Source organism: Streptomyces sp. NPDC005402, from assembly GCF_040606575.1.
GTDB lineage: Bacteria > Actinomycetota > Actinomycetes > Streptomycetales > Streptomycetaceae > Streptomyces.
This window is the reverse complement of record NZ_JBEXFB010000003.1, coordinates 308,388-330,182: the sequence shown is the minus strand read 5'-3', so window position 1 is coordinate 330,182 and position 21,795 is coordinate 308,388. Positions and strand designations below refer to the sequence as shown.

At 68.2% G+C, this 21,795-nt stretch carries 22 protein-coding genes and 1 tRNA gene; 15 read left to right on the top strand and 8 right to left on the bottom strand.

Translation table 11 applies throughout. The features are described from left to right. Positions 1-213 precede the first annotated feature (213 nt). The gene (locus tag ABZT02_RS07405) at positions 214-1,269 is read left to right on the top strand and encodes a UDP-N-acetylmuramate dehydrogenase (RefSeq protein WP_356015146.1); all 1,056 of its coding nucleotides are present in this window, start codon (positions 214-216) and stop codon (positions 1,267-1,269) included. Between the two features lie 19 nt (positions 1,270-1,288). Here the strand turns inward: ABZT02_RS07405 and ABZT02_RS07400 are convergent, their stop codons facing one another. Beyond that, the gene (locus tag ABZT02_RS07400; protein ID WP_356015143.1) at positions 1,289-1,921 is read right to left on the bottom strand and encodes an NAD(P)H-binding protein; all 633 of its coding nucleotides are present in this window, start codon (positions 1,919-1,921) and stop codon (positions 1,289-1,291) included. Between the two features lie 122 nt (positions 1,922-2,043). Between ABZT02_RS07400 and ABZT02_RS07395 the strand changes: the two genes are divergently transcribed. Next, positions 2,044-2,679 (top strand): helix-turn-helix domain-containing protein, encoded by a 636-nt coding sequence (locus ABZT02_RS07395; protein WP_356015141.1) that lies wholly within the window; start codon positions 2,044-2,046, stop codon positions 2,677-2,679. Here ABZT02_RS07395 and ABZT02_RS07390 read toward each other — a convergent pair. Both ABZT02_RS07390 and ABZT02_RS07385 read right to left on the bottom strand, forming a co-directional pair. After that, complete coding sequence (locus ABZT02_RS07390; RefSeq protein WP_356015139.1) at positions 2,660-3,733, bottom strand: adenosine deaminase; 1,074 nt, start codon at positions 3,731-3,733, stop codon at positions 2,660-2,662. The genes ABZT02_RS07395 and ABZT02_RS07390 overlap by 20 nt on opposite strands. A 119-nt stretch (positions 3,734-3,852) precedes the next feature. After that, positions 3,853-5,079 carry a pyridoxal phosphate-dependent aminotransferase gene (locus ABZT02_RS07385; RefSeq protein ID WP_356015137.1) on the bottom strand — a complete coding sequence of 409 codons (1,227 nt, stop codon included), beginning with the start codon at positions 5,077-5,079 and terminating at the stop codon, positions 3,853-3,855. Between the two features lie 248 nt (positions 5,080-5,327). Between ABZT02_RS07385 and ABZT02_RS07380 the strand changes: the two genes are divergently transcribed. The 5 genes from ABZT02_RS07380 (at position 5,328) to ABZT02_RS07360 (ending at position 8,091) form a co-directional block, all read left to right on the top strand. Beyond that, positions 5,328-5,400, top strand: a tRNA-Trp gene (locus ABZT02_RS07380). Between the two features lie 108 nt (positions 5,401-5,508). Then, on the top strand, positions 5,509-5,793 hold the full coding sequence (gene secE / locus ABZT02_RS07375; RefSeq protein WP_057607929.1) for a preprotein translocase subunit SecE: 285 nt from the start codon (positions 5,509-5,511) through the stop codon (positions 5,791-5,793). 80 nt (positions 5,794-5,873) lie between these two features. After that, on the top strand, positions 5,874-6,758 hold the full coding sequence (gene nusG / locus ABZT02_RS07370) for a transcription termination/antitermination protein NusG (RefSeq protein WP_356015134.1): 885 nt from the start codon (positions 5,874-5,876) through the stop codon (positions 6,756-6,758). Between the two features lie 176 nt (positions 6,759-6,934). Then, positions 6,935-7,435, top strand: coding sequence for an SLATT domain-containing protein (locus ABZT02_RS07365; protein WP_356015132.1), 501 nt, complete (start codon positions 6,935-6,937; stop codon positions 7,433-7,435). 74 nt (positions 7,436-7,509) lie between these two features. Beyond that, positions 7,510-8,091 carry a hypothetical protein gene (locus ABZT02_RS07360; protein ID WP_356015130.1) on the top strand — a complete coding sequence of 194 codons (582 nt, stop codon included), beginning with the start codon at positions 7,510-7,512 and terminating at the stop codon, positions 8,089-8,091. Between the two features lie 325 nt (positions 8,092-8,416). On the opposite strand, the gene ABZT02_RS07355 is transcribed toward ABZT02_RS07360, so the two are convergent. The 5 genes from ABZT02_RS07355 to ABZT02_RS07335 all read right to left on the bottom strand — a co-directional run bounded on the left by ABZT02_RS07355 (position 8,417) and on the right by ABZT02_RS07335 (position 14,000). Beyond that, complete coding sequence (locus ABZT02_RS07355; RefSeq protein ID WP_356015128.1) at positions 8,417-9,652, bottom strand: site-specific integrase; 1,236 nt, start codon at positions 9,650-9,652, stop codon at positions 8,417-8,419. A 586-nt stretch (positions 9,653-10,238) separates the two neighbouring features. Next, entirely contained in the window at positions 10,239-10,490 is a 252-nt protein-coding gene (locus ABZT02_RS07350; RefSeq protein ID WP_356015126.1) for a helix-turn-helix domain-containing protein, read from the bottom strand. 251 nt (positions 10,491-10,741) lie between these two features. Further along, positions 10,742-12,361, bottom strand: a complete 1,620-nt coding sequence (locus ABZT02_RS07345; protein ID WP_356015124.1) for an ATP-binding protein — start codon at positions 12,359-12,361, stop codon at positions 10,742-10,744. Continuing rightward, positions 12,358-12,873, bottom strand: a complete 516-nt coding sequence (locus ABZT02_RS07340) for an HNH endonuclease (RefSeq protein WP_356015122.1) — start codon at positions 12,871-12,873, stop codon at positions 12,358-12,360. The genes ABZT02_RS07345 and ABZT02_RS07340 overlap by 4 nt, the downstream gene beginning before the upstream one ends. Further along, positions 12,870-14,000, bottom strand: a complete 1,131-nt coding sequence (locus tag ABZT02_RS07335; RefSeq protein ID WP_356015120.1) for a GntR family transcriptional regulator — start codon at positions 13,998-14,000, stop codon at positions 12,870-12,872. The genes ABZT02_RS07340 and ABZT02_RS07335 overlap by 4 nt, the downstream gene beginning before the upstream one ends. Before the next feature lie 225 nt (positions 14,001-14,225). Between ABZT02_RS07335 and ABZT02_RS07330 the strand changes: the two genes are divergently transcribed. From ABZT02_RS07330 to rplL, 8 genes are all read left to right on the top strand, one after another. After that, positions 14,226-14,561, top strand: a complete 336-nt coding sequence (locus ABZT02_RS07330) for a winged helix-turn-helix domain-containing protein (RefSeq protein WP_356015118.1) — start codon at positions 14,226-14,228, stop codon at positions 14,559-14,561. A 159-nt stretch (positions 14,562-14,720) separates the two neighbouring features. Beyond that, complete coding sequence (locus tag ABZT02_RS07325) at positions 14,721-15,968, top strand: XRE family transcriptional regulator (RefSeq protein WP_356015116.1); 1,248 nt, start codon at positions 14,721-14,723, stop codon at positions 15,966-15,968. Positions 15,969-17,286: 1,318 nt separating this feature from the next. Then, complete coding sequence (gene rplK, locus ABZT02_RS07320; RefSeq protein ID WP_007384044.1) at positions 17,287-17,721, top strand: 50S ribosomal protein L11; 435 nt, start codon at positions 17,287-17,289, stop codon at positions 17,719-17,721. Positions 17,722-17,809: 88 nt separating this feature from the next. Continuing rightward, positions 17,810-18,535 (top strand): 50S ribosomal protein L1, encoded by a 726-nt coding sequence (gene rplA / locus ABZT02_RS07315; protein ID WP_007384045.1) that lies wholly within the window; start codon positions 17,810-17,812, stop codon positions 18,533-18,535. 113 nt (positions 18,536-18,648) lie between these two features. Then, entirely contained in the window at positions 18,649-19,491 is an 843-nt protein-coding gene (locus ABZT02_RS07310) for a hypothetical protein (protein ID WP_356015113.1), read from the top strand. Positions 19,492-19,581: 90 nt separating this feature from the next. Then, positions 19,582-20,433 (top strand): LppX_LprAFG lipoprotein, encoded by an 852-nt coding sequence (locus ABZT02_RS07305; protein WP_356015111.1) that lies wholly within the window; start codon positions 19,582-19,584, stop codon positions 20,431-20,433. Positions 20,434-20,710: 277 nt separating this feature from the next. Further along, positions 20,711-21,241, top strand: coding sequence for a 50S ribosomal protein L10 (rplJ, locus tag ABZT02_RS07300; protein WP_007384048.1), 531 nt, complete (start codon positions 20,711-20,713; stop codon positions 21,239-21,241). Positions 21,242-21,367: 126 nt separating this feature from the next. Next, positions 21,368-21,751 carry a 50S ribosomal protein L7/L12 gene (gene rplL, locus ABZT02_RS07295; protein WP_007384049.1) on the top strand — a complete coding sequence of 128 codons (384 nt, stop codon included), beginning with the start codon at positions 21,368-21,370 and terminating at the stop codon, positions 21,749-21,751. Positions 21,752-21,795 lie beyond the last annotated feature (44 nt).

Here is a 21,795-nt window from a genome sequence, read left to right as displayed (position 1 = left end):
ACTAAAGCAACCGAGCCGCCGGACCGAGGATGGATACCCCCCACCCCGGCCCCGACCCACAACACACCCGCACGCGCTACACAAGCCCCCACCGGGCCGAAGCAGGCCGCCGCAGGCACCAGGGGCGCGAGGAACTGCGCAAAACGCCCGCCCCCACCGAACCCGCAGCCACACCCCGCCCCCACCGCCGGAGGCCCCCGTAGGCTGTACCGCGTGCAGGTACGACACGACGCCCCCCTCGCCCCCCTGACCACGTTCCGCCTCGGCGGCCCCGCCACCCGCCTCGTCACCGCGGCGACCGACGACGAGGTGATCGAGGTCGTCCGCGAGGCCGACGCCACCGGCACGCCGCTGCTGGTCATCGGTGGTGGGTCCAACCTCGTCATCGGGGACAAGGGATTCGACGGCACCGCGCTCGTCATCGCCACCAAGGGCTTCGAGCTCACCGGCACCCACCTGGAGCTCGCCGCCGGCGAAGTATGGACCGACGCCGTCGCCCGCACCGTGGACGCCGGGCTCGCCGGGATCGAGTGCCTCGCCGGCATCCCCGGCTCCGCGGGCGCGACCCCCATCCAGAACGTCGGCGCCTACGGCCAGGAGGTGTCCTCCACCATCACCGAGGTCACCGCCTACGACCGCCGCACCGGCGAGACCGTCACCCTCACCAACGACGACTGCGCCTTCTCCTACCGCCACAGCCGCTTCAAGGAAGACCCCGCCCGCTACGTCGTCCTGCGCGTCCGCTTCGACCTGGAGGACGCCGAGGGCCTCTCCGCGCCGATCAAGTACGCCGAAACCGCCCGCACCCTGGGCGTGGAACCCGGCGACCGCGTCCCCCTCACCGACGCCCGGGCCACCGTCCTGAAGCTGCGCGCGGGAAAGGGCATGGTCCTGGACCCCGACGACCACGACACCTGGTCGGCAGGCTCCTTCTTCACCAACCCCATCCTCACGGCCACCCAGTTCGCCGAGTTCCACGCGCGCGTGAAGCACCACCTCGGCGAGGATGCCGTACCGCCCGCCTACCCCGCGGGCGACGGCCACACCAAGACCTCCGCGGCCTGGCTCATCGACAAGGCCGGCTTCACCAAGGGCTACGGCACCGGCCCCGCCCGTATCTCCACCAAGCACACCCTGGCCCTCACCAACCGGGGCCGCGCCACCACGGAGGACCTTCTCGCCCTGGCCCGAGAGGTCGTGGCGGGCGTACGGGAGACCTTCGGGATCACCTTGGTCAACGAGCCGGTGACGGTGGGCGTGAGCCTGTAGCCGGCCGGGTCCGAAAGCGTCAGTACGCCACTCCGACCCCCTGCTTCACCACCCCCGCATCTCCGATCATCCCGAGCATCGCGTGCGCCACGTCCGCGCGTGAGATGAACCGTCCGCGCGCCGGGAACCCCCCGACCACCACCCGGTACGCCCCGGTCACCGGCTTGTCCTGAAGGCGCGGCGGACGGACGGCCGTCCAGTCCGTACCGCTCGCCGCCAACGCCGCCTCCATCTCGGTCAGATCGGCGTAGACGTCCTTCAGCACGGCTGACACGAGCCCCCGCATCCACCGGTCCACCACTCCCTCGGCCACCGGTGCGGGCCCGACCGGCCCGGCGCTGACCACCAGCACGCGCCGCACCTGCTCCGCCTCCATCGCAGCCAGCAGAACCCGGGTCAGCCGCGTGGCGACCCCGGCGTCCTTGCGGGCGCGCGGCCCGAGTCCGGACAGCACCGCGTCGCGCCCGGCCACGGCGGGCCGCAGCACCTCCGGGTCGGAGAGATCGGCACGGACCACCTCAAGGCGCTCGCCCGTGACGGTCAGCCGGGCAGGATCCCGTACGACCGCGGTGACCTCGTGTCCCGCCGCCAGGCCCTGCCGGACGAGCTCCCGCCCTATGCCCCCGGTCGCGCCGAAAACGGTCAGTCTCATGGCCGCCACACTCCCCGCTCCAAGAAGGTGGGTGAGTATTCACTCACCCCTACCTCCTCTATGGTGAGTAAGCATTCGCCCACTCGTCAAGCCCGCAGTCCGACCCGAGGGAACGCATCAGCATGGAGCCCAAGCCCGCCCCGGCCCGCGTCCGTATCCTCGACGCCGCCCACGAGCTGATGCTCACCGTGGGGCTGGCGCGAGCCACGACCAAGGAGATCGCCAAGGCGGCCGGCTGCTCCGAGGCGGCGCTGTACAAGCACTTCGCGAGCAAGGAGGAGGTGTTCATCCGCGTCCTCTCGGAGCGCCTCCCGAGACTCGTCCCGCTTCTGCACACCCTCGCCGCCGAGCCGGGCCGCCACACCCTGGAGGAGAACCTCACCGAGATCGCCCGCCAGGCCGCTCTCTTCTACGAGCAGAGCTTCCCGATCGCCGCCTCGCTGTACGCCGAGACCCAGCTCAAGCGACGCCACGAGGACGCGATGCGCGAGATGGGGTCCGGCCCGCACAAGCCGATCGAGTGGCTCGACGCCTACCTCCGGGCCGAGCAGTCCATCGGCCGCGTCGCCCCCACCGCCGACACCTTCGCCGCGGCCTCCCTGCTCCTGGGCGCCTGCGCCCAACGGGCGTTCGCCTACGACGCCACCCAGGACGGCATACGGCCCCCCGTGGACGCCTTCGCCGCCCGGCTGGCCCGGACCCTGCTGGCCGGAATCGCCGGGGCCGCGGCCCCCGGCCTCAAGAGCCCGGGCCGCTGAGCCAGTCGTCCACTCCCGACAGCAGCTTGGCCTTCACGTCCTCCGGGGCCGCCGAGGCTCGTACCGACTGCCGGGCCAGCTCCGCCAGTTCCGCGTCCGTGAAGCCGTGCCACCGTCGGGCGATCTCGTACTGCGCGGCCAGCCGGGACCCGAACAGCAGCGGGTCGTCGGCGCCCAGCGCCATCGGCACCCCGGCCTCGAACAGCTTCCGCAGCGGCACGTCCTCGGGCTTCTCGTACACCCCGAGCGCCACGTTCGACGCCGGGCACACCTCGCACGTCACCTGCCGGTCCGCCAGCCGCTTCAGCAGCCGGGGGTCGTCCGCCGCGCGCACCCCGTGCCCGATCCGGTTCGCACCCAGGTCGTCGAGACAGTCCCGTACCGACGACGGACCGGCCAGCTCGCCGCCGTGCGGCGCCGACAGCAGCCCACCCTCGCGCGCGATGTTGAAGGCCCGGTCGAAGTCCCGTGCCATGCCCCGGCGTTCGTCGTTCGAGAGTCCGAAGCCGACCACGCCCTTGTCCGCGTACCGCACCGCCAGCCGGGCCAGCGTGCGCGCGTCCAGCGGATGCTTCATGCGGTTCGCGGCGACCAGCACCCGCATCCCGAGCCCGGTCTCCCGCGAGGTCGTCTCCACCGCGTCCAGGATGATCTCCAGCGCCGGGATCAGCCCGCCGAGCCGAGGGGCGTACGACGTCGGGTCGACCTGGATCTCCAGCCACCCCGAACCGTCGCGGACGTCCTCCTCCGCGGCCTCCCGCACCAGCCGCCGGATGTCGTCGGGCTCCCTGAGGCACGAGCGGGCCGCGTCGTACAGCCGCTGGAACCGGAACCAGCCCCGCTCGTCCGTGGCCCGCAGCTTCGGTGGCTCCCCGCTGGTCAGTGCTTCGGTCAGCGCCTCCGGCAGCCGCACCCCGTACTTGTCGGCCAGTTCCAGAACCGTCCCCGGCCGCATCGAGCCGGTGAAGTGCAGGTGCAGATGGGCCTTCGGCAGCTCAGATACATCACGTACACGTGGGGGGTTCGGGGGGTTCCCCCCTGAAGAGCTCAGCATCCCAGGATCCTGCCGTACGTCACGGGCCTCCCGGTACCGCTTTCCCCTTTAGTGGTCTTGCTCGCACAAAAAAAGGGGCACCTCCTCACGTGAGGAGGTGCCCCTTTCCTACGGCGACCTCAGTCCCGCGCCTCCGCCAGCAGCTTCTGGATCCGGGAGACGCCCTCGACGAGATCCTCGTCACCCAGCGCGTACGACAGCCGCAGATAGCCCGGCGTGCCGAAGGCCTCACCCGGGACGACCGCGACCTCGGCCTCCTCCAGGATCAGCGCGGCCAGCTCGACCGTGTCCTGCGGGCGCTTGCCGCGGATCTCCTTGCCGAGCAGCGCCTTGACCGAGGGGTAGGCGTAGAAGGCGCCCTCGGGCTCCGGGCAGAGCACGCCCTCGATCTCGTTGAGCATGCGGACGATCGTCTTGCGGCGGCGGTCGAAGGCCGTGCGCATCTCCGCCACCGCGTCGAGGTTGCCGGAGACCGCGGCGAGGGCGGCGACCTGGGCGACGTTCGACACGTTGGACGTGGCGTGCGACTGGAGGTTGGTCGCGGCCTTGACGACGTCCTTCGGGCCGATGATCCAGCCCACCCGCCAGCCCGTCATCGCGTACGTCTTCGCCACGCCGTTGACGACGACGCACTTGTCGCGCAGCTCGGGCAGGAGCGCGGGCAGCGAGGTGAACTTCGCGTCGCCGTAGACGAGGTGCTCGTAGATCTCGTCGGTCAGCACCCACAGGCCGTGCTCGACGGCCCAGCGGCCGATCGCCTCGGCGTCGGCCTGGCTGTAGACCGCGCCGGTCGGGTTGGAGGGGGAGACGAAGAGGACGACCTTCGTCCGCTCGGTCCGGGCCGCCTCCAGCTGCTCGACGGAGACCCGGTAGCCGGTGGTCTCGTCGGCCACCACCTCCACCGGGACACCGCCGGCCAGCCGGATCGACTCCGGGTACGTCGTCCAGTACGGCGCCGGGACGATGACCTCGTCGCCCGGGTCGAGGATCGCGGCGAAGGCCTCGTAGATCGCCTGCTTGCCGCCGTTGGTCACCAGGATCTGGGTCGGGTCGACCTCGTAGCCGGAGTCGCGCAGCGTCTTCGCGGCGATCGCGGCCTTCAGCTCGGGAAGACCGCCGGCCGGGGTGTAGCGGTGGTACTTCGGGTTCGAGCAGGCCTCGATCGCGGCCTGGACGATGTAGTCCGGGGTCGGGAAGTCCGGTTCACCGGCGCCGAAGCCGATCACCGGCCGCCCGGCGGCCTTGAGGGCCTTGGCCTTGGCGTCCACGGCGAGGGTGGCGGACTCGGAGATCGCGCCGACTCGGGCGGAGACCCGGCGCTCGGTGGGAGGGGTTGCAGCGCTCATGGGGCCCATCGTTCCAGACCGGAAACTCCCCCGGCACACGGGTTTCACAGACTGAACAACGGCTGAACAACCGTCCGGCTTCTTCCCGCACGCTGGGCGATCTTGCGTTCCCAAGGCCCCTACGGGCGCTTTCTGTTCGACGAGGGGCCGAGGACCACGTACACTCTCACCTCGTTGGCCTTCAGCAGCCGCGTGTCCAGGTGCACACCGAGCACCCGGTCGGATGCGGTACGTTGGGGGACGCACAAAGGGTCGTAGCTCAATTGGTAGAGCACCGGTCTCCAAAACCGGCGGTTGGGGGTTCAAGTCCCTCCGGCCCTGCTACACACACCGTCGCCAGGATGTGTGCGCATGTACGTACAGCAATGCACCGCCGTGCGGCTCCAACCGGGCGCGGCACGGCCACGACCCGGGAACAGGTGAGGACGAATGGCGGACGCCGTGGGCTCCATTGATACGCCTGATGCCCAGGATGAGGCGCCGGAGTCCAAGAAGACCCGTAAGGGCGGCAAGCGTGCCAAGAAGGGCCCGCTGAAGCGCCTCGCGCTCTTCTACCGGCAGATCGTCGCTGAACTCCGCAAGGTCGTCTGGCCGTCGCGGAACCAGCTGACGACGTACACGACCGTGGTGATCGTCTTCGTCCTCGTCATGATCGGCCTGGTGACCGTGATTGACTATGGACTCAACCACGCCGCCAAGTACGTATTCGGCTGAGCACAGAGCGAAGGGCGCCGAGGTTACCGGCGCCCCTTTTCGCATGTTCCACCCCTTGTATCCAGGAAGAAGCAGCCACCGTGTCTGACCAGAACCTGAACGACGCCATCGAGCCCGACGAGTCTGTCGACGACGAGCTCGACATCGTCGAGGGCGCGGACGAGGACCTGGACGAGGTCGAGGCTGCCGACGCCGAGGCGGGCGAGCCCGCCGAGGAAGCCGCGCTCCACCCCGAGGACGAGGCCGTCGAGTCCGACGAGGTCGAGGACGAGTCCGGCGGCGACGTCGAGGCCGTCGAGTCCGAGGAAGAGGAAGAGGCGGAAGCCGAGGAGGAGCCGGCCGAGCCGGTCGACCCCGTCGCCGCCCTGCGCGAGGAACTGCGGACCCTTCCCGGCGAGTGGTACGTCATCCACACCTACGCCGGTTACGAGAACCGCGTGAAGACCAACCTCGAGCAGCGTGCCGTCTCGCTGAACGTCGAGGACTTCATCTTCCAGGCCGAAGTGCCGCAGGAAGAGGTCGCGCAGATCAAGAACGGCGAGCGCAAGACCATCCGCCAGAACAAGCTCCCCGGCTACGTGCTGGTGCGCATGGACCTGACGAACGAGTCCTGGGGCGTCGTCCGCAACACCCCCGGCGTCACCGGCTTCGTGGGCAACGCCTACGACCCGTACCCGCTGACCCTGGACGAGATCGTCAAGATGCTCGCCCCGGAGGCCGAGGAGAAGGCCGCCCGCGAGGCCGCCGAGGCCGAGGGCAAGCCGGCTCCGGCCCGCAAGGTCGAGGTCCAGGTCCTGGACTTCGAGGTCGGCGACTCGGTCACCGTCACCGACGGTCCCTTCGCCACCCTGCAGGCCACGATCAACGAGATCAACGCCGACTCGAAGAAGGTCAAGGGCCTCGTCGAGATCTTCGGCCGCGAGACCCCGGTCGAGCTGAGCTTCGACCAGATCCAGAAGAACTGATTAAGCACCTGCGTCGAAGGGCGCTCATCAGCGGCTATGCCGCTGATGAGCGCCCTTCACTCCTGTCTGGGCCGTCTCTGGGCCGTGTCACTTGGGGGACGGCTTAGTACCCCGAGCGGGGGCTCATTAGCGTTCCCTGATGAGACCAGTCGCGCGCGGTGACCTATTGTCGCACCATGGATGCACAGAGTGATGGTGCCGCGTCGCCTGCGGAGGAAGCCAAAGTCACGCTCCGACAGTGGTGCCATGGTGTTCGCATCACTCATCGGGCTCAAGAGCAAACTGCCGCTAAGTTCGATGGGTTCGGGCGCGCCTTGGCTGTGGGATCTCTGGTGATCTCGGCAGTGGTCGGCACGGCCATTTTCTCTACGTTGAGTGCCTCACCAGCGCTCGGCTGGAAGATCGTGGTTGGGCTGCTCAGCATCATCGCTGCGGTGCTCAGTGCACTCCAGGCGGGACTGAAATACCCGGAGCGAGCAGACCGGCACCGTCAGGCAGCTCTGGACATCGGGAACCTTCGCCACAAGATGGAGATCACCCTCACCAAAGGCGATCCGCGGGACGATATGCCCGGCCTTGCCGAGGAGTGGGATAGTTTGCAGAAGAACGTCCCCACTGTCCCGCGGCGTCTGTATGCGCGCGTCGAGAAAGAGCTGGCGGTAGCGAAGAGCGGTTGACTACCGCAGCAGCAGATTCACTCGCTGGGGGCCGGTGGCAGGCGGGAGCGCGGGCGTGGACCTACGGTTCTCATATGAGCGTTTCAGCCGCGTACGACAAGTGGACGACGGAGCGTCGTGCTCGCCTCAGGGACCTCGATCCGACTGTGCTCAGGCTGAGTGGCACGACCGACGAGCGGGTCCAGTGGTCGCGGGTGCTGATGTTGGCGGCTGAGTTCCAAGGGTTCGCCCGCGACCTCCACGACGAGGCCGGTCGGGTCTTCGTTAAGGAGGCCGCTCGCGGGAACTCGCTACTGGAGGGCGTCCTCGTGGCCCGCGTGGGTTCGGGGCGCTCGATGGACCGTGGCAATGCTCACCCTGGCAACCTTGGCACTGACTTCCTCATTTTGGGGATCCCGCTGTGGGATGCGCTGAAGGCTCAGGCGGGCAGGGAGACAACGCTGCAGCTCAACAGTGCCGCAGAGCACCTGAACAAGGCTCGTAATGCTGTGGCGCACTCCAACCTCTTCGAGATCAAGCGCATGGGTATTGATGCCGATGTGGTTAAGGATTGGAGTTCTCGAATGGACTCCCTGGCCAAGTTGATGGAGCATGTAGTCGCCGACCATCTCGTGACCTTGTTCGGTATATCGAACCCCTGGAGCGCACATGGCTAGACATGCTCAGGGCACAGAGGCGCAGTGGCGTGAAGATATGGAAACGCGATGGCGCGGGCGTACGGAGGAAGAGTTGCGAGAGGCCATGTACTTCGAAGCAGAGGAGCTTGTGCTCGTTCCCCAGGGGAAGTACAAGGTCGAGGCTCGGGTTGTGAACACCTACTCCTCCGTAGACGGGGTAAGGGTTACGGTCCAGGTGCCAGCTCATCCTGGTGCGCATGACGTTGTAACCACCCTGACACTCCCAGCGTCGGACGTGGAGGCCGCTTGAGTCCAGTTCCTTGTCAGCGGACACCGCTGACAAGGAACTGCCGACGAGGCGCGCTTACGCAGCACGTTCACCCAAGTACATGCTGTCAATAGCTTTCCGAGTCCGGCTTTCGCTGCTCGGCATGAGATGCGTGTACGTCCGGAGGGTGAAGCCCGGATCGCCGTGACCGAGGTACTGACTCAGGGCCTTGATGTTCTCCCCGGCGTCCAGCAAGACCGAGGCGTAGAAGTGCCTCAGCGCGTGCATGCCGTCCTCTCGGGACGACTGGATGCGCTTGCCTCGCTCAGGCTCGGGGAGGACGCCAGCGGCCACGAGTGCGGGCTTCCACACGTGGGTGTTGAAGTCGTTCCGGCGGCACGCCCCGCGGTCGTGGCTCGTGAAGATGAGCCGCTTGGTCAGTTTGGGTCCGTCCGGCGTCAGCCACGGGAGGGTGACGTCCGCGGGCGGGAATTCCTCCATGTGAGCCGCGAGCGCACGACCGACGTGCTGGGGGAGAGGAACGTCACGCACCTTGCCCCCCTTCGGCGGCGCGATGACCTGGTGCCCGTTGATGAGCTTCACCTGGAAGCCCACGTGCAGCCAGCCCGTGAGGAAACCGACTTCGTCGACCGGGAGGCCGAAGATCTCGCCTTGGCGCAGGCCGCACCCGCCCCCGGCGTCGACCATGGCGCGGAAGCTGTCGGGGAGAGCGGCCCGCACGGCGAACAGCCGCTCGGAGCTCCAAGGCCGCACGCGGCCGGGCGCAGCCTTGGGTGCCTTGACCGACGCGGCTCGGCAGGGGTTCCTCTGAATCACCCTGTCGTCCACGGCGGCCGTAAAGACTGCGGACACGTTCTTGAAAATCTCCCGCCGGTAGGTCGCGCCGGCCACCACGCTTTCCAGCGTTCGCGTCCACTCCCGGATGTGCTCCGGCTGGAACGAGCCGAGAGGGCGCGCACCGATGTGAGGGAAGGCGTGCAGCCGGAGGCGCATTTCGACGGCCGAACGGGTCGTGAGGTCGGTCGTTTGGGCAGAGATCCAGCGTTCCGCGTACTGCTGGAAGGTGGTGCGACTCGTCTTCGGGTCGACGTACTGCCCGCGCGACATGTCGGCCTCGATGTGGGCGAGCCACTGCTCAGCGAGCCGCTTCTGACGGTCGGGGAAGCTCTTGGACTTCTCGGTGCCGTCGGGGCCGATGTACCGGGCCCGGTAGCGCAGGCCCATCCCGTGGCGGTCGGTCTTGACGCGGACGGCCTTGCCGTCGGCATTGGTTTCGGTCTTGTACCAGCGGTCTTGGATGTGGCCAGCCATGGGGGCTGACTCCTCTCGGTAGCAGGGCGCGGCGGGGCCGGGTGGGCGCCGTCGGGCCGGTTTCGGGGTGTGCTGGGCCAGGCCCGCTACTTGCTAGGGGCCTGATCACTGGGGGTTTGGGTTGCTAGCGGGGTTGCTACCGGTAGCGGGTGGGGGTGCTACCGGTAGCAGGGCTCCGGCGGGGTTCAGGGAGGCTGTGACAGGGGGTCTCGGGTGCCTTCTGGAGGGGGTTTTCGGGGGGTGGCCTGCGGTGCCTCCCTGCCTCCCTGAGGGCCTGTTTACGCTGATCAGGTAGAGGGAGGTTGGTCAGGGAGGGGGTGAGGGAGTTCTCCCTGCCTCCCTTGGCCGGCGGGCGGTGCCTCCCTGTCGTTCGGGGTGTCTGCCGGGGTGGGTTGGGGAGGCAGCGGCAGGGGCTTCGAGGGGCTGTGAGAGGGGGGTTTCGGGGCGGTGTGGGAGGCGCCTCCCCGCCTCCCCGAACGGGTCTTTGCGCTGATCAGTGCGGGGGATGCGGGCCGGGGAGGCGGTGGGGGAGTTCTCCCCGCCTCCCCGGCCCGGCGGGTGGTGCCTCCCCGCCGGGCCGGGCGGGTCAGGCCGCGTCGCTGAGGCCGGTCTGTTCGGCCTCCCACGCCCTGACTGCGGCGGGGTTGAAGCGGAGGTAGCGGCCGACGCGGAAGCCGGGCGGGCCGATGCGCTTACGGCGCCACTGGTAGACGGTCTCGACGCTGGGGAGGCTGAACATGGTGACCAGGTCTTCGGGGGTCAGGTAGCGGTCGGGGATGCCGCCGCGCAGGAGGGCGAGCAGGGCGCCAAGCAGCTCGGTTGGCTCTTCGGTGGCCATGGGTTCGGTGACTCCTCGTGTCCGTGGCAGGGTGCGGGGGAGGGGTGCCGGTCGCCGTCCTAGAGAGTTGGTGTATCGCAGCGTCCGCAGCGTCCCAGCGTCCGCACGATCGGGTTTGTACAGTTCAGTGGGGGTGAGGGGTGCGGACGCTAGTGCGGACGCTGCGGGTGCTGGACGGCTGTAGCGTCCGCAGGCTTGGACGTGTCCGGGCCTCTGGTGTGAGGCCCGGCCCGGCGGGTGTTCCGGCTACGTCAGTGCTGGTCGGCCGTGGGTTCAAGGTGCCCCGGCGGGGCCACCTCCGGCCACAGCGGGGTCTGTTCGGGTGCGGACGCTGACTCGTCCCAGTCGGGTGCGCGGGAGAGGGTGAGGAGCTTGTGCCGGGTCCGGTCGCGGCTACGCTGCGTGTCGTCGACCGTGATCCCGATGGACCGCAGGAGCGGGGCGAGCCGCTTGACCCTGCCGCCCGCGCGTGTGGGATCCACGGGCCAGTTCTTCGGCCTCATGGGCGGCACGGGCAGGGCTTCCAAGAGCTGTCCGGCGGTGCCCTGCCACGTGCCCACCCTGTCGACCAGGGCGGCAATGGCCATGGCGAACGCGTCGCCCTCCAACGCGTCCGTGGCGACGTTCGCCGACGTGGCCAGGTAGTCCCCGAGGGTGTTCCAGCCCTGCGTCTGGTCGACGGCCGCGAGCACGCGGGCGAAGTCGGCCATGCGCGGCATGGACTCCAGCCGCACCCCGGGCAGGACCGCGAGCACGCACGCCAGTACATCGAACAGGGCCCCGAGCACGGCGGGCCGTACGGCCTCGAAGGTGGCGTCCAACTCCTCTTCGGAACGGCGGTGTTCGGAGTCGATGAGCTGCAAGTCGAGCATGAGGACGCGTTCGGCGAGGTCCCCGGCGAGGGCTCCCGCGTCGATGGTGGTCAGGGCGAGCACCCGCTTGAAGGTGAGGACCACCACGTCGTCGTCGGTGTACAGGGCACGGTCGACCACACCGTCACCGGTCACCGCCTTGCAGAGGGTGTCGGACAGCCACGGCGGGATCGTGCTGATGTTGTCCAGGCATAGCGCCCATGAGCTGAACGCCTGCCGGGACCACGCCTTTTCGTCCCGCGGCTGACTGCGCTTGGCGGCCGGAGACGGGTCGATCAGGTTGATGAACATCTGCGCGGCCTTGGACTTGCCCGTACCCTGCTCGCCCTTGCACACGATCGCCGGGTGAGGGATGTCCGGGATCCACGCGGCGACCAGCCAGGCAACGAGCTGACGGAACGCGGCTGTGTCCATGTTCAGCAAGGCGTGCAGCTTGGCGAGCCCGTCGCCGTCCAGGACGGGTTCGGGCATCGGAGCCATGGCGCCGGAGCGGCGGAAGAGCACCGGGGCCCGGTCGACCACCTTCCAGCCGACGCCGGTCACCACGACCGCGCGGCCGTCCGCGCTGCCGAGGTCGACCACGACCGCGCCGGACGGATCGCGCCCCACCCGCAGGTGGACCGGCTCGGGGTCGGTGTCCTCGCAGATGCCTTCCAGCACGGTCATGGCGTCCGCGAGCGCGGACTGAGAGGCCACCTCGCCGGGGTAGGCGTCAGCGAACTGCCGGGCCAGACGCTGACGCAACCCGCCCTTGTTCCGCAGTGGCAAAGCGATATTCGGTCCGGCGAGCGCGACCGCGTACGGACGGCCGTCGGGAGACATCACGAACCGGTACTGCTCGCGCGCCATGGCCACGATCCGCGCGGCGGCCGGCGGTGGCTTGCCGTCGTCACCGTGCCCGGATCGGCGCGGCGCCGATCGGGTCGGGTCGACCGCTGCCCGACTCTTGCCGGGGTGGGCGTGACCGTTGACGGGTCGATCGGATCGGGTGGTCGTCACGCGGACACCGCCTCTCCAGTCGGGCCCGCGCACACCCGCACGGGGCGAGGCGCACGCAGGCAATCGGGTCGGGCTGCCACCCGTGCAGGGCCGTGACGCGGAGTGTGACGCGGCTCGTCACGCAGGTCAGGGGTAGACCGAAACGGGATCGGGTCGGGCGACCACACCGCTTCGTAGGCCGACTTGTTGGCGTGCGCGAGTTGGGCCAACAGCGGCCAGTCGACCGGGCGGACGATCGGCCGCGTTGGGTCGGCCCACGCCAGCAGGACCAGGGCGAGGGAGAGCGGGAAGCGGTCGGCCTTGGCGTCGTTGCAGGGGCGGCAGGCCAGCACGAGGGAGGACAGCGACCATGAGCGCCACAGGCTCACCGGAGCGATGTGGTCGGCGGTGGCTTCCCGGAGCTCCCGGAAGGAACGGCGGCAGTAGTAGCACTGGGCGCCGTCGCGTGCGGCGAGCCGCTGTTTGCGGGCTCGCCGTCGGTGCGAGTTCAGGTGCGGGGGACGGTGGCTCACGCCGCGACCGCCAGATCCCGGGCGGCCGTCGCGCGGAACAGCCCGTAGGGGCGGATCAGCGTGACCAGACCCTCCGCCCGCAGCGTGGCCATGGCCGCGCGCACGGTCTTCGCGGAGCACTGGAAGCGGGTGGCAAGCTCCCGCTCAGCCGGTACGCGCTCGCCCGGCTTCAGGGCCGCGATCTCGCTGCGCAACATCTCGGTCAGGGCGCGGGCGGCGGCGCCCTTCTCGCGGAACGCGCCCTGCATGGCGACCTGTCCGGCCACCTTGAGGGAGGTCGCAGCGCTGTACATGCCCAGGATGACGATGCGGTCGACCCCGAGCCGGGCCGCGACCTGGTTGCTGTCCAGCCCTTCGACCAGGTGCAGCAGCAGCACCTGACGCGGCAGGTCGCCGATGCGCAGCAGCGCCTCACACCGGGTGTCGTCCAGCGTGGCCAGCGCCTCACGCTGCCAGACCGGAAGAGACTCCAGCGTGATCGGCTCGTGCGGCATCTCCGGGTGGCACAACTGAAGCCGCAGCAAAGCCGTTTCGGCCAGTCGGTCACCCGTGCGCAGGCTGCATCCCAGACGGTCGGCCACGACCGACTTGTTGCAGCCGTCCAGTTGCAGCAGCAGCGCCTCACGCTCCCGGTCGGGCAGGTCCGCGACCATGCGCAGTAATTCCCCGGACGGCTCCGCCAGCGGAACCTCCTGCTGTTCCTCGACCATCGGGGCCAGCACGTACGCGGTGATCGGGTCGTCGAAGTCCATCGGCCGCTCGTGCGACGACGACCGCTTGAAGTGCTTGCCGAGCTGGTTCTGCACCCGCACGAACAGGAAGGCTTGCGTGTCGCTCTCGCTCAGCGGCTCCGGGGCCAGCAGATCCTTCGCGCCCGTGCGGGCCACCTCGACCCACACGTTCTGAGCGATGTCCTCCGCCAGCGTCTGGGCCCGCGCCGCGCTGAACCGGTAGCCGACCAGCTTGGACTTCGCGTACCGGACCAGATCGGCGCTGTAGCGCTCGTAGAGGGCACTCAGGCGCCGCGCCTGCTCAGCCGTCAGAGGGATGTCCTCCCCCTGCCTCAGCCGACGCCCACCAGGACCATTGCCCTGACGTGTGCCCCGCTCGGCCCTACGTTCTGCCACGGTTCCAGGCATGATGGATATGCCCCTTCAAGGGTCAGGGAGCGGCTGTCTGCTTGGCGGTAGGAAGCCGCTCCTTGCTTTTTCCTGGCGTAACCAGGACTTTTCGCGGGAATCGGGCCCCCTTTCGGGGCGTCCCACTGCTGACTAGCTTGCACTAGTCTGCTGTGGTGCACAACCCCTGTGAGGTGGTGTGCACTAGTTCGCTGTGGTGGGTACGCTCAGGGCATGACTGTCACAGGAGGGCCCAAGCCCAAAGCCGTACAGGTCGCGGACGCGCTCCGTGAGGACGTCAAGCGGATGAAGCCGGGTGACAAGCTCCCGTCCCAGCGGGAGTTGATCGAGCGCTTCGGGTACGCAAGCCAGACGATCCAGAACGGGCTTGCCATGCTGCGATCCGAGGGGTTGGTCGTGTCGGCGGGGAACCTCGGTAACTTCGTCGGGGACGGGACCGTACCGACGAGCGACGTACGCGACGAGATCAATGAACTCCGCTCCCTGGTTCAGTCGTTGGCTGAGCGAGTGGAGGCACTCGAAGAGCGCGCCCCCCTGAGTGGTGCGTGATCTGCAACCAGCATGCGAGGAACGGAACGTGTGGCGTAAGTGACATCGAGGGGGCGAGAACGTGAGGTGGGGACATGTCCGGTGTCACCTCGCTGTCCCCTTCCCTGTCCCCTGGGGTGAGGCGCAAGACTCAGCGGGTAAGCACTCGGAGGAGGGCGTATGAGCGACGACAGGCCCGCGTGGGCGCACCGCATCGCGGCCGAGCGGGCGGCTCGCGATTGGTCCCAGCGAGACGCGGTGAAGGCTCTTCGGGCCCACTCGAAGGAAGAGCTTCCCGCAGACGACAGCTTGATCAGGCAGTGGAAGCGGTGGGAGTCCGGACAGATCCCCAACGAGTTCTACCGACCGCTCATTGCGGCAGTCTTCGGCACCGTGACGCACGCGCTTTTCCCCGCGCCGGCGCGTCGGGACGGGGGCAAAGAGATTCTGGCCGTGAGCGGTATGGAGACGCTGGAAATCGTGAGTCGTCTTAACCGGTCTGACGTGGACGCGGCCACGCTTGACGCGCTACGGATCACCACAGATCGGCTCTGCTCCGAGTATCCATTCATGCCGAGTGAACAGCTCCTTATCGAGGGGCGCCAGTGGTTGCGCCGCGTCGTGGAGCTCCACTCGAAGAGCCTCACGCTCTCGCAACACCGCGAGGTGCTGGCCATGTCCGGTTGGCTCGCGCTCCTCGTGGGCTGCGTGGAGTACGACATGGGCGATCGGCACGCTGCCGAGTCGACGCGCCAAGCCGCTCTGTCGCTGGCGACGGAGGCAGATCATGCGGAAGTCGCCGGTTGGGCGCATGAGATGCGGGCTTGGTTCGCGCTCACCACGGGGGACTATCGCGGGGTCGTCGCGGCGGCGCAGGCCGGAACCGAGGTCGCTGCACACCAGGGCGTTGCCGTGCAGCTCGCCGCGCAGGAAGCCAAGGCGTGGGCCCGACTCGGGGACCGTAGGCGAGTTGAGGTGGCGTTGGACCGAGGGCGCAACCTGCTCGAAGGGATGCCGCACCCGGAGAACTTGGACAACCACTTCGTGGTGGACCCGGCGAAATTCGACTTCTACGCGATGGACTGCTACCGGCTGGTGGGGGAGGACAAGTTGGCGCGGACTCTCGCTGAGGAAGTCCTCAGGGCGGGAACGGACTTCGACGGCACGGAGCGTGCGCCTATGCGAAACGCGGAGGCCCGCGTAACGCTGGGCGTGACGGCCGCGCGGGAGGGCGACCTGGACCAGGCCCTCATCATGGGCGAGCGTGCCCTTGAAGGTGAGCGCCAGTCGGTCCCATCGCTCATCATGACGAGTCGCGAACTGGCAGCGGAGATGAGGCGGCGGTACGCGTCTGAGCCTGCCGCTCAGGATTACCTCGCGCGCCTGCGCGAGTTGGGCCAGGTGACGCCGGGCTTCCTGCCGCAGTAGTCAGGGATAGAAGGTGCGGCCTACGGCCGCGCGACCCTTGGCAGCTCGCTGCGCTCGCGCGGCGTTGCTCGGACTCCGACGGCCGTTGCGCCCCTTGAGGCAGGCCCCCCTTTACCAGCCTTACCTTGCAGGTCGGAGGGCCCTACCTGCCCCTCTACCAGGGTAAGGACCCCCCTCTACTCCGAGAGCCGCCACCACAAGCAAGAGGAGCACCACGGGCGCCGGGCGTGCTCCTCTTGCTTGTGCATGCAGACCCCTCTACCCGGCCCGCTGCACAAGGAACGAAGAGACCACCACTTCGCGGCGGGGGTGGTCTCTTCGTCGTTTCGGAGCGTTCAGCGTCCGCAGCGTCCGCATCCTTCTCTCCTAAGAGCCGCCTTGACCAGCGAAAAGAGGATCTTAGGAACGGAGCGTGACCGGACGCTGCGGACGCTAGCGGACGCTAGACATTTTGTTTAGCGTCCGCAGGAAAGGTGCAGGTCAGATGGGGTGAGAGATGCCCGGCGGACGCTGCGGACGCTATCTTCCCTCAACTCTCTAGTAAGAAGGAGAGGAAGGCTCTTCAGGAAAGGGATCGCGGTACGGACGGCCGCCCCCTGCTGAAGAGCCATGGTTGACCCCACAGAGCAGGAGAGGCCCGGCGGCGCGCGCCCATGCCTGCCGTCTGTCCCCTGGAAGGCCCTCAGGGCGGCCTTTACCTGGGGGCGGCCAAGGGAAAGGCCGCCCGAGACGCCTTCCAAGGGGGCGTATTCCCAGCACCGACGGCGGGATCCCGCGCGAGCGCAGCGAGCTGCCAATGGACGCGCGGCCGTAGGCCGCACCTTCTTGCTCTCCCCACGGCGGTCCGGCGGCCGGGCCCCTCCCAGAGGCGCCTGCCGGCCGGATTCCGGGGTCTGGCCAGATGCCTCGTTAATCGCTAACGTGCTGGTCATCAGCAGTTTCGGTCGCTAGCGGGGTCGCTAACGTTAGCGGTTCCTGCCGCTAGCGTTAGGGGCTCTTCGCGGCCTGGGATCGGGCCGTCTGTGGGCCGTCCGAGGGTGGCCGACGACGACAGGCGACGACAGTCAACGACGGCCCCGCCGCTGGTCATGGACCACCCCGGTAGACTTCTCCCAGCTCACCGCAGACCTTCATTAGTCCCAGAAGAACTGACGTCTTCCGGACAGAGCTTCCGACCAGGTCAGGCGGGCTGTCACAGCTCGTCTGACCTGCTCGGTTTTTGGCCGCGCATCTATACCCGTTATCGTTGTGCGGTATGCCTGCGTTCGGGTGGTCCCCGCACGCAGGCAGGACCCGAATCGAAAGGACCCGGAGAGCTATGCCTCCCAAGAAGAAGAAGGTCACGGGGCTCATCAAGCTCCAGATCCAGGCCGGTGCCGCCAACCCGGCTCCGCCGGTCGGCCCCGCGCTGGGTCAGCACGGCGTCAACATCATGGAGTTCTGCAAGGCCTACAACGCGGCGACCGAGTCGCAGCGTGGCTGGGTGATCCCGGTGGAGATCACGGTCTACGAGGACCGCTCCTTCACCTTCATCACCAAGACCCCGCCGGCCGCGAAGATGATCCTCAAGGCCGCGGGCGTGGAGAAGGGCTCCGGCGAGCCGCACAAGACCAAGGTCGCCAAGATCACCCAGGCGCAGGTCCGCGAGATCGCCACCACCAAGATGCCCGACCTCAACGCCAACGACCTGGACGCCGCCGCGAAGATCATCGCCGGTACCGCGCGTTCCATGGGCGTCACGGTCGAGGGCTGAGCCCCAACCCCCGTACACCACAAGCAGAAGTGGCAGGGCCTGCTCGGCCCGTACCACGACTCCTTATCAAGAACACACAGGAGCAGTTGTGAGCAAGCGCAGCAAGGCCCTTCGCGCTGCGGACGAGAAGATCGACCGGGAGAAGCTGTACGCCCCGCTCGAGGCCGTCCGTCTCGCCAAGGAGACCTCCACGTCGAAGTTCGACGGCACCGTCGAGGTCGCCTTCCGTCTGGGTGTAGACCCGCGCAAGGCCGACCAGATGGTCCGTGGCACCGTGAACCTCCCGCACGGCACCGGTAAGACCGCCCGGGTCCTGGTCTTCGCGACCGGTGACCGTGCCGAGGCCGCTCGTGCCGCGGGCGCCGACATCGTCGGCGCCGACGAGCTCATCGACGAGGTGTCGAAGGGCCGTCTGGACTTCGACGCCGTCGTCGCCACCCCGGACCTCATGGGCAAGGTCGGCCGCCTCGGCCGCGTGCTCGGTCCCCGTGGTCTGATGCCGAACCCCAAGACCGGCACCGTCACCCCCGATGTCACCAAGGCTGTCAACGACATCAAGGGCGGCAAGATCGAGTTCCGCGTCGACAAGCACTCGAACCTGCACTTCATCATCGGCAAGACGTCGTTCGACGACACCAAGCTGGTGGAGAACTACGGCGCGGCGCTGGAGGAGATCCTCCGTCTGAAGCCGTCCGCTGCCAAGGGTCGCTACATCAAGAAGGCCGCCATCAGCACCACGATGGGCCCCGGCATTCCGCTCGACTCCAACCGCACCCGCAACCTCCTCGTCGAGGAGGACCCGGCCGCGGTCTGAGACACCGGCAGGTTCCCGGGCCCCGCACCTTTCGAGGTGCGGGGCCCGTTCCCATGTGCGGTCGCTGCGCTCTGGGTTAGCGTGCGAGCAGGGCACTTGCACCAGGGGGACGCATGAAGAGGACGACGGTCTGGCTCACGACGGCCGCCGCACTGGCGGGACTCGCCGCCTGCACGTCCTCCGGCTCCTCCGACCGGCCGGAGCAGGAGAAGCAGCCGGCCTCGGCCCCCGCCTCCCTCACGGCCCTGCGCGCCGCGGAGCGCTCCACCGAGCGGGCCGGGACCGCCCGGGTGAGATCCACCACCGTGATGGGCACCCAGCTGTCCCTCACCGCCGACGGCGTCCTCGCCTGGCGCGACGGCCTCTCCGGCTCCCTCACCATCGACTACACCGGCGGCACCGCGGCCGAGACGATGCGCGGCCTCGGCGTCACCTCCATGCAGGCCCGCTACCTCTCCGACGCCTACTACGCGCGCATGGGGGACACCTTCGCCGCGAAGACGGGCGGCAAGCACTGGCTCAGGTACGCCTACGACGACCTGAAGACCCTCGGCGGGGGCGCCGCCCTCGCCGACCAGATGCGCTCCACCACCCCGGGCCAGTCGGTGAGGCTGCTGCTGGACTCCGACGACGTGCGCGAGCTCGGTCGACAGACCGTGGACGGCCGGACCACCACGCACTACGCCGGCACCGTGGACGTCGAGGACGTCACCGACACCGGGCTCCGGCAGCGCCTCCAGGAGGCCGACGTCACCGCCGAGAGCGTCGACATCTGGATCAACGAGAAGAACCTGCTGGTCAAGAAGATCGAGAAGACCAGCACGGCGAGCGGCAGGGTGACCCAGACCGCCCACTACAGCGACTACGGCGTCAAGGTCACCGTACGGAGGCCGCCGCCCGCCGACACCGAGGACTTCAGGAACCTCTTGTCACAGTCGGGCACCAACCCCACCTGAGCCGCCGGGAATTCACGGACCACTCGCGTCCCCCTCGGATAAGCTCGCGGTCTTGCTATGAATCGACCATGTGTTCCTTGGGGGGAATCAATGGCTACTTCTGTACGACCTTCCGCGCGCCGTCGGACCATCGGTGCCGGGCTTGCTGCCGTCGCCCTCGCCGCGGGTGCGGTGAGCTGTTCCAAGGGCGGCGAGGAATCGCCGGAGATGACCCCCGCGGCGGCGGTCGCCAAGGCGGCGAAGAACACGGAGGACATCACCTCCTTCCACTACCGCATGAAGGGCGAGATGCCCGGCCAGGGGCAGGTCAACGCCGAGGCCGCCATGCGGACCAAGCCCGACATCGCGATGAGCATGAAGATGACCGCGGCCGGGCAGGGCTCCGCGGAGATCCGGCTCGTCGACAAGGCCATGTACATCGGGGGCAACGCCGATATGGCCAAGGAGATGGACGGCAAGAAGTGGATGAAGTTCGACCTGTCCTCGCTCGGCAAGGACGGTGACCTCGGAGCGGCCGCGTCCGGCGCCGGCCAGGCCGACCAGAACCCGGCCAGCATGTCCGCGTTCCTCAACGGCGCCAAGGACGTGAAGAAGGTCGGCACCGAGACGGTCGACGGCGTCAAGACGACCCACTACTCGGGCAAGGTCACCCTCGCCGAGCTCAAGGCCTCGTTCAAGGACGCCGACAAGTCGGTCCGTGAGCAGCGCGAGAAGAGCACCGAACAGCTCGAGAAGCTGGGCCTGGACAAGTTCACGATGGACATGTGGGTCGACGGTGAGCAGCACGCCAAGCAGTTCCGCATGCAGGGCGACGCCGACAAGGGCAAGTTCGACATGACCTTCACCTTCCTCGACTACAACAAGCCGGTGACCGTCACGGCGCCGCCCGCCAAGGACACCGCGGACCTGGCCGAGATGATGAAGGAACTCCAGAACAGCTGAACGCCGTAGGACCGGATTTGCTTGACAGGGATCCGGTCACGTACGCTCCTGCAGAAGCCAAAGACCGCTGGTCGTTGCCGTGTCCTCGCAAGAGGGGGCGGTGGCCGAAGGATCCGCTGAAAACTGCGGACGACCCGCGCAGGTGACCGTGGAAGTGCTCCCAGGATCGCGTAGGTGATTCCGGTCGAGCCACGCCCCGTGCGCCTGCGCCGGGGCGTTTCGTTTTGTGCAGCCCCTTCTGAGCGGTCCTCATCACCCGGAAGGAGGCCGACGCTCTATGGCAAGGCCCGACAAGGCTGCCGCGGTAGCCGAGCTGACGGAGCAGTTCCGCAGCTCGAACGCCGCCGTGCTGACCGAGTACCGGGGTCTCACCGTGGCGCAGCTCAAGACGCTGCGTCGTTCGCTCGGTGAAGACGCCCAGTACGCCGTGGTGAAGAACACGCTGACCAAGATCGCGGCCAACGAGGCCGGGATCTCGACGCTTGACGACCTGTTCAACGGTCCGACGGCGGTTGCCTTCATCACCGGTGACCCGGTGACGTCGGCGAAGGGTCTTCGTGACTTCGCCAAGGACAACCCGAACCTCGTCATCAAGGGCGGTGTCCTTGACGGCAAGGCGCTGTCCGCCGACGAGATCAAGAAGCTTGCGGACCTCGAGTCCCGCGAGGTTCTGCTCGCCAAGCTGGCGGGCGCCTTCAAGGGCAAGCAGACTCAGGCTGCTCAGGTCTTCCAGGCGCTTCCGTCGAAGCTCGTCCGCACCGTGGACGCGCTTCGTGCCAAGCAGGACGAGCAGGGCGGTGCCGAGTAACTCGGCTCGCATCATGACCGCCGCCTGAGGCAGCCCGCCCCAGGAAGTGGTCGTAGCGGGCCGACCGTACGCCCGCCAGACATGTACATACCGGCACCAGCCGAATTAGTGGAAGGATCGCCCATCATGGCGAAGCTCAGCCAGGAAGACCTGCTCGCGCAGTTCGAAGAGATGACCCTCATCGAGCTCTCCGAGTTCGTGAAGGCCTTCGAGGAGAAGTTCGACGTCACCGCCGCCGCGGCCGTCGCCGTCGCCGGTCCGGCCGGTCCGGCCGCCGCCGCCGAGGTTGCCGAGGAGCAGGACGAGTTCGACGTCATCCTCACCGGTGCCGGCGACAAGAAGATCCAGGTCATCAAGGTCGTGCGTGAGCTGACCTCCCTGGGTCTGAAGGAGGCCAAGGACCTCGTGGACGGCGCCCCGAAGCCCGTTCTCGAGAAGGTCGCCAAGGAGGCCGCCGAGAAGGCTGCCGAGTCCCTCAAGGGCGCCGGCGCCTCGGTCGAGGTCAAGTAACACCTCACAGGTTCCGCTGGACCTGTAACGCGCAAGCACCGAAG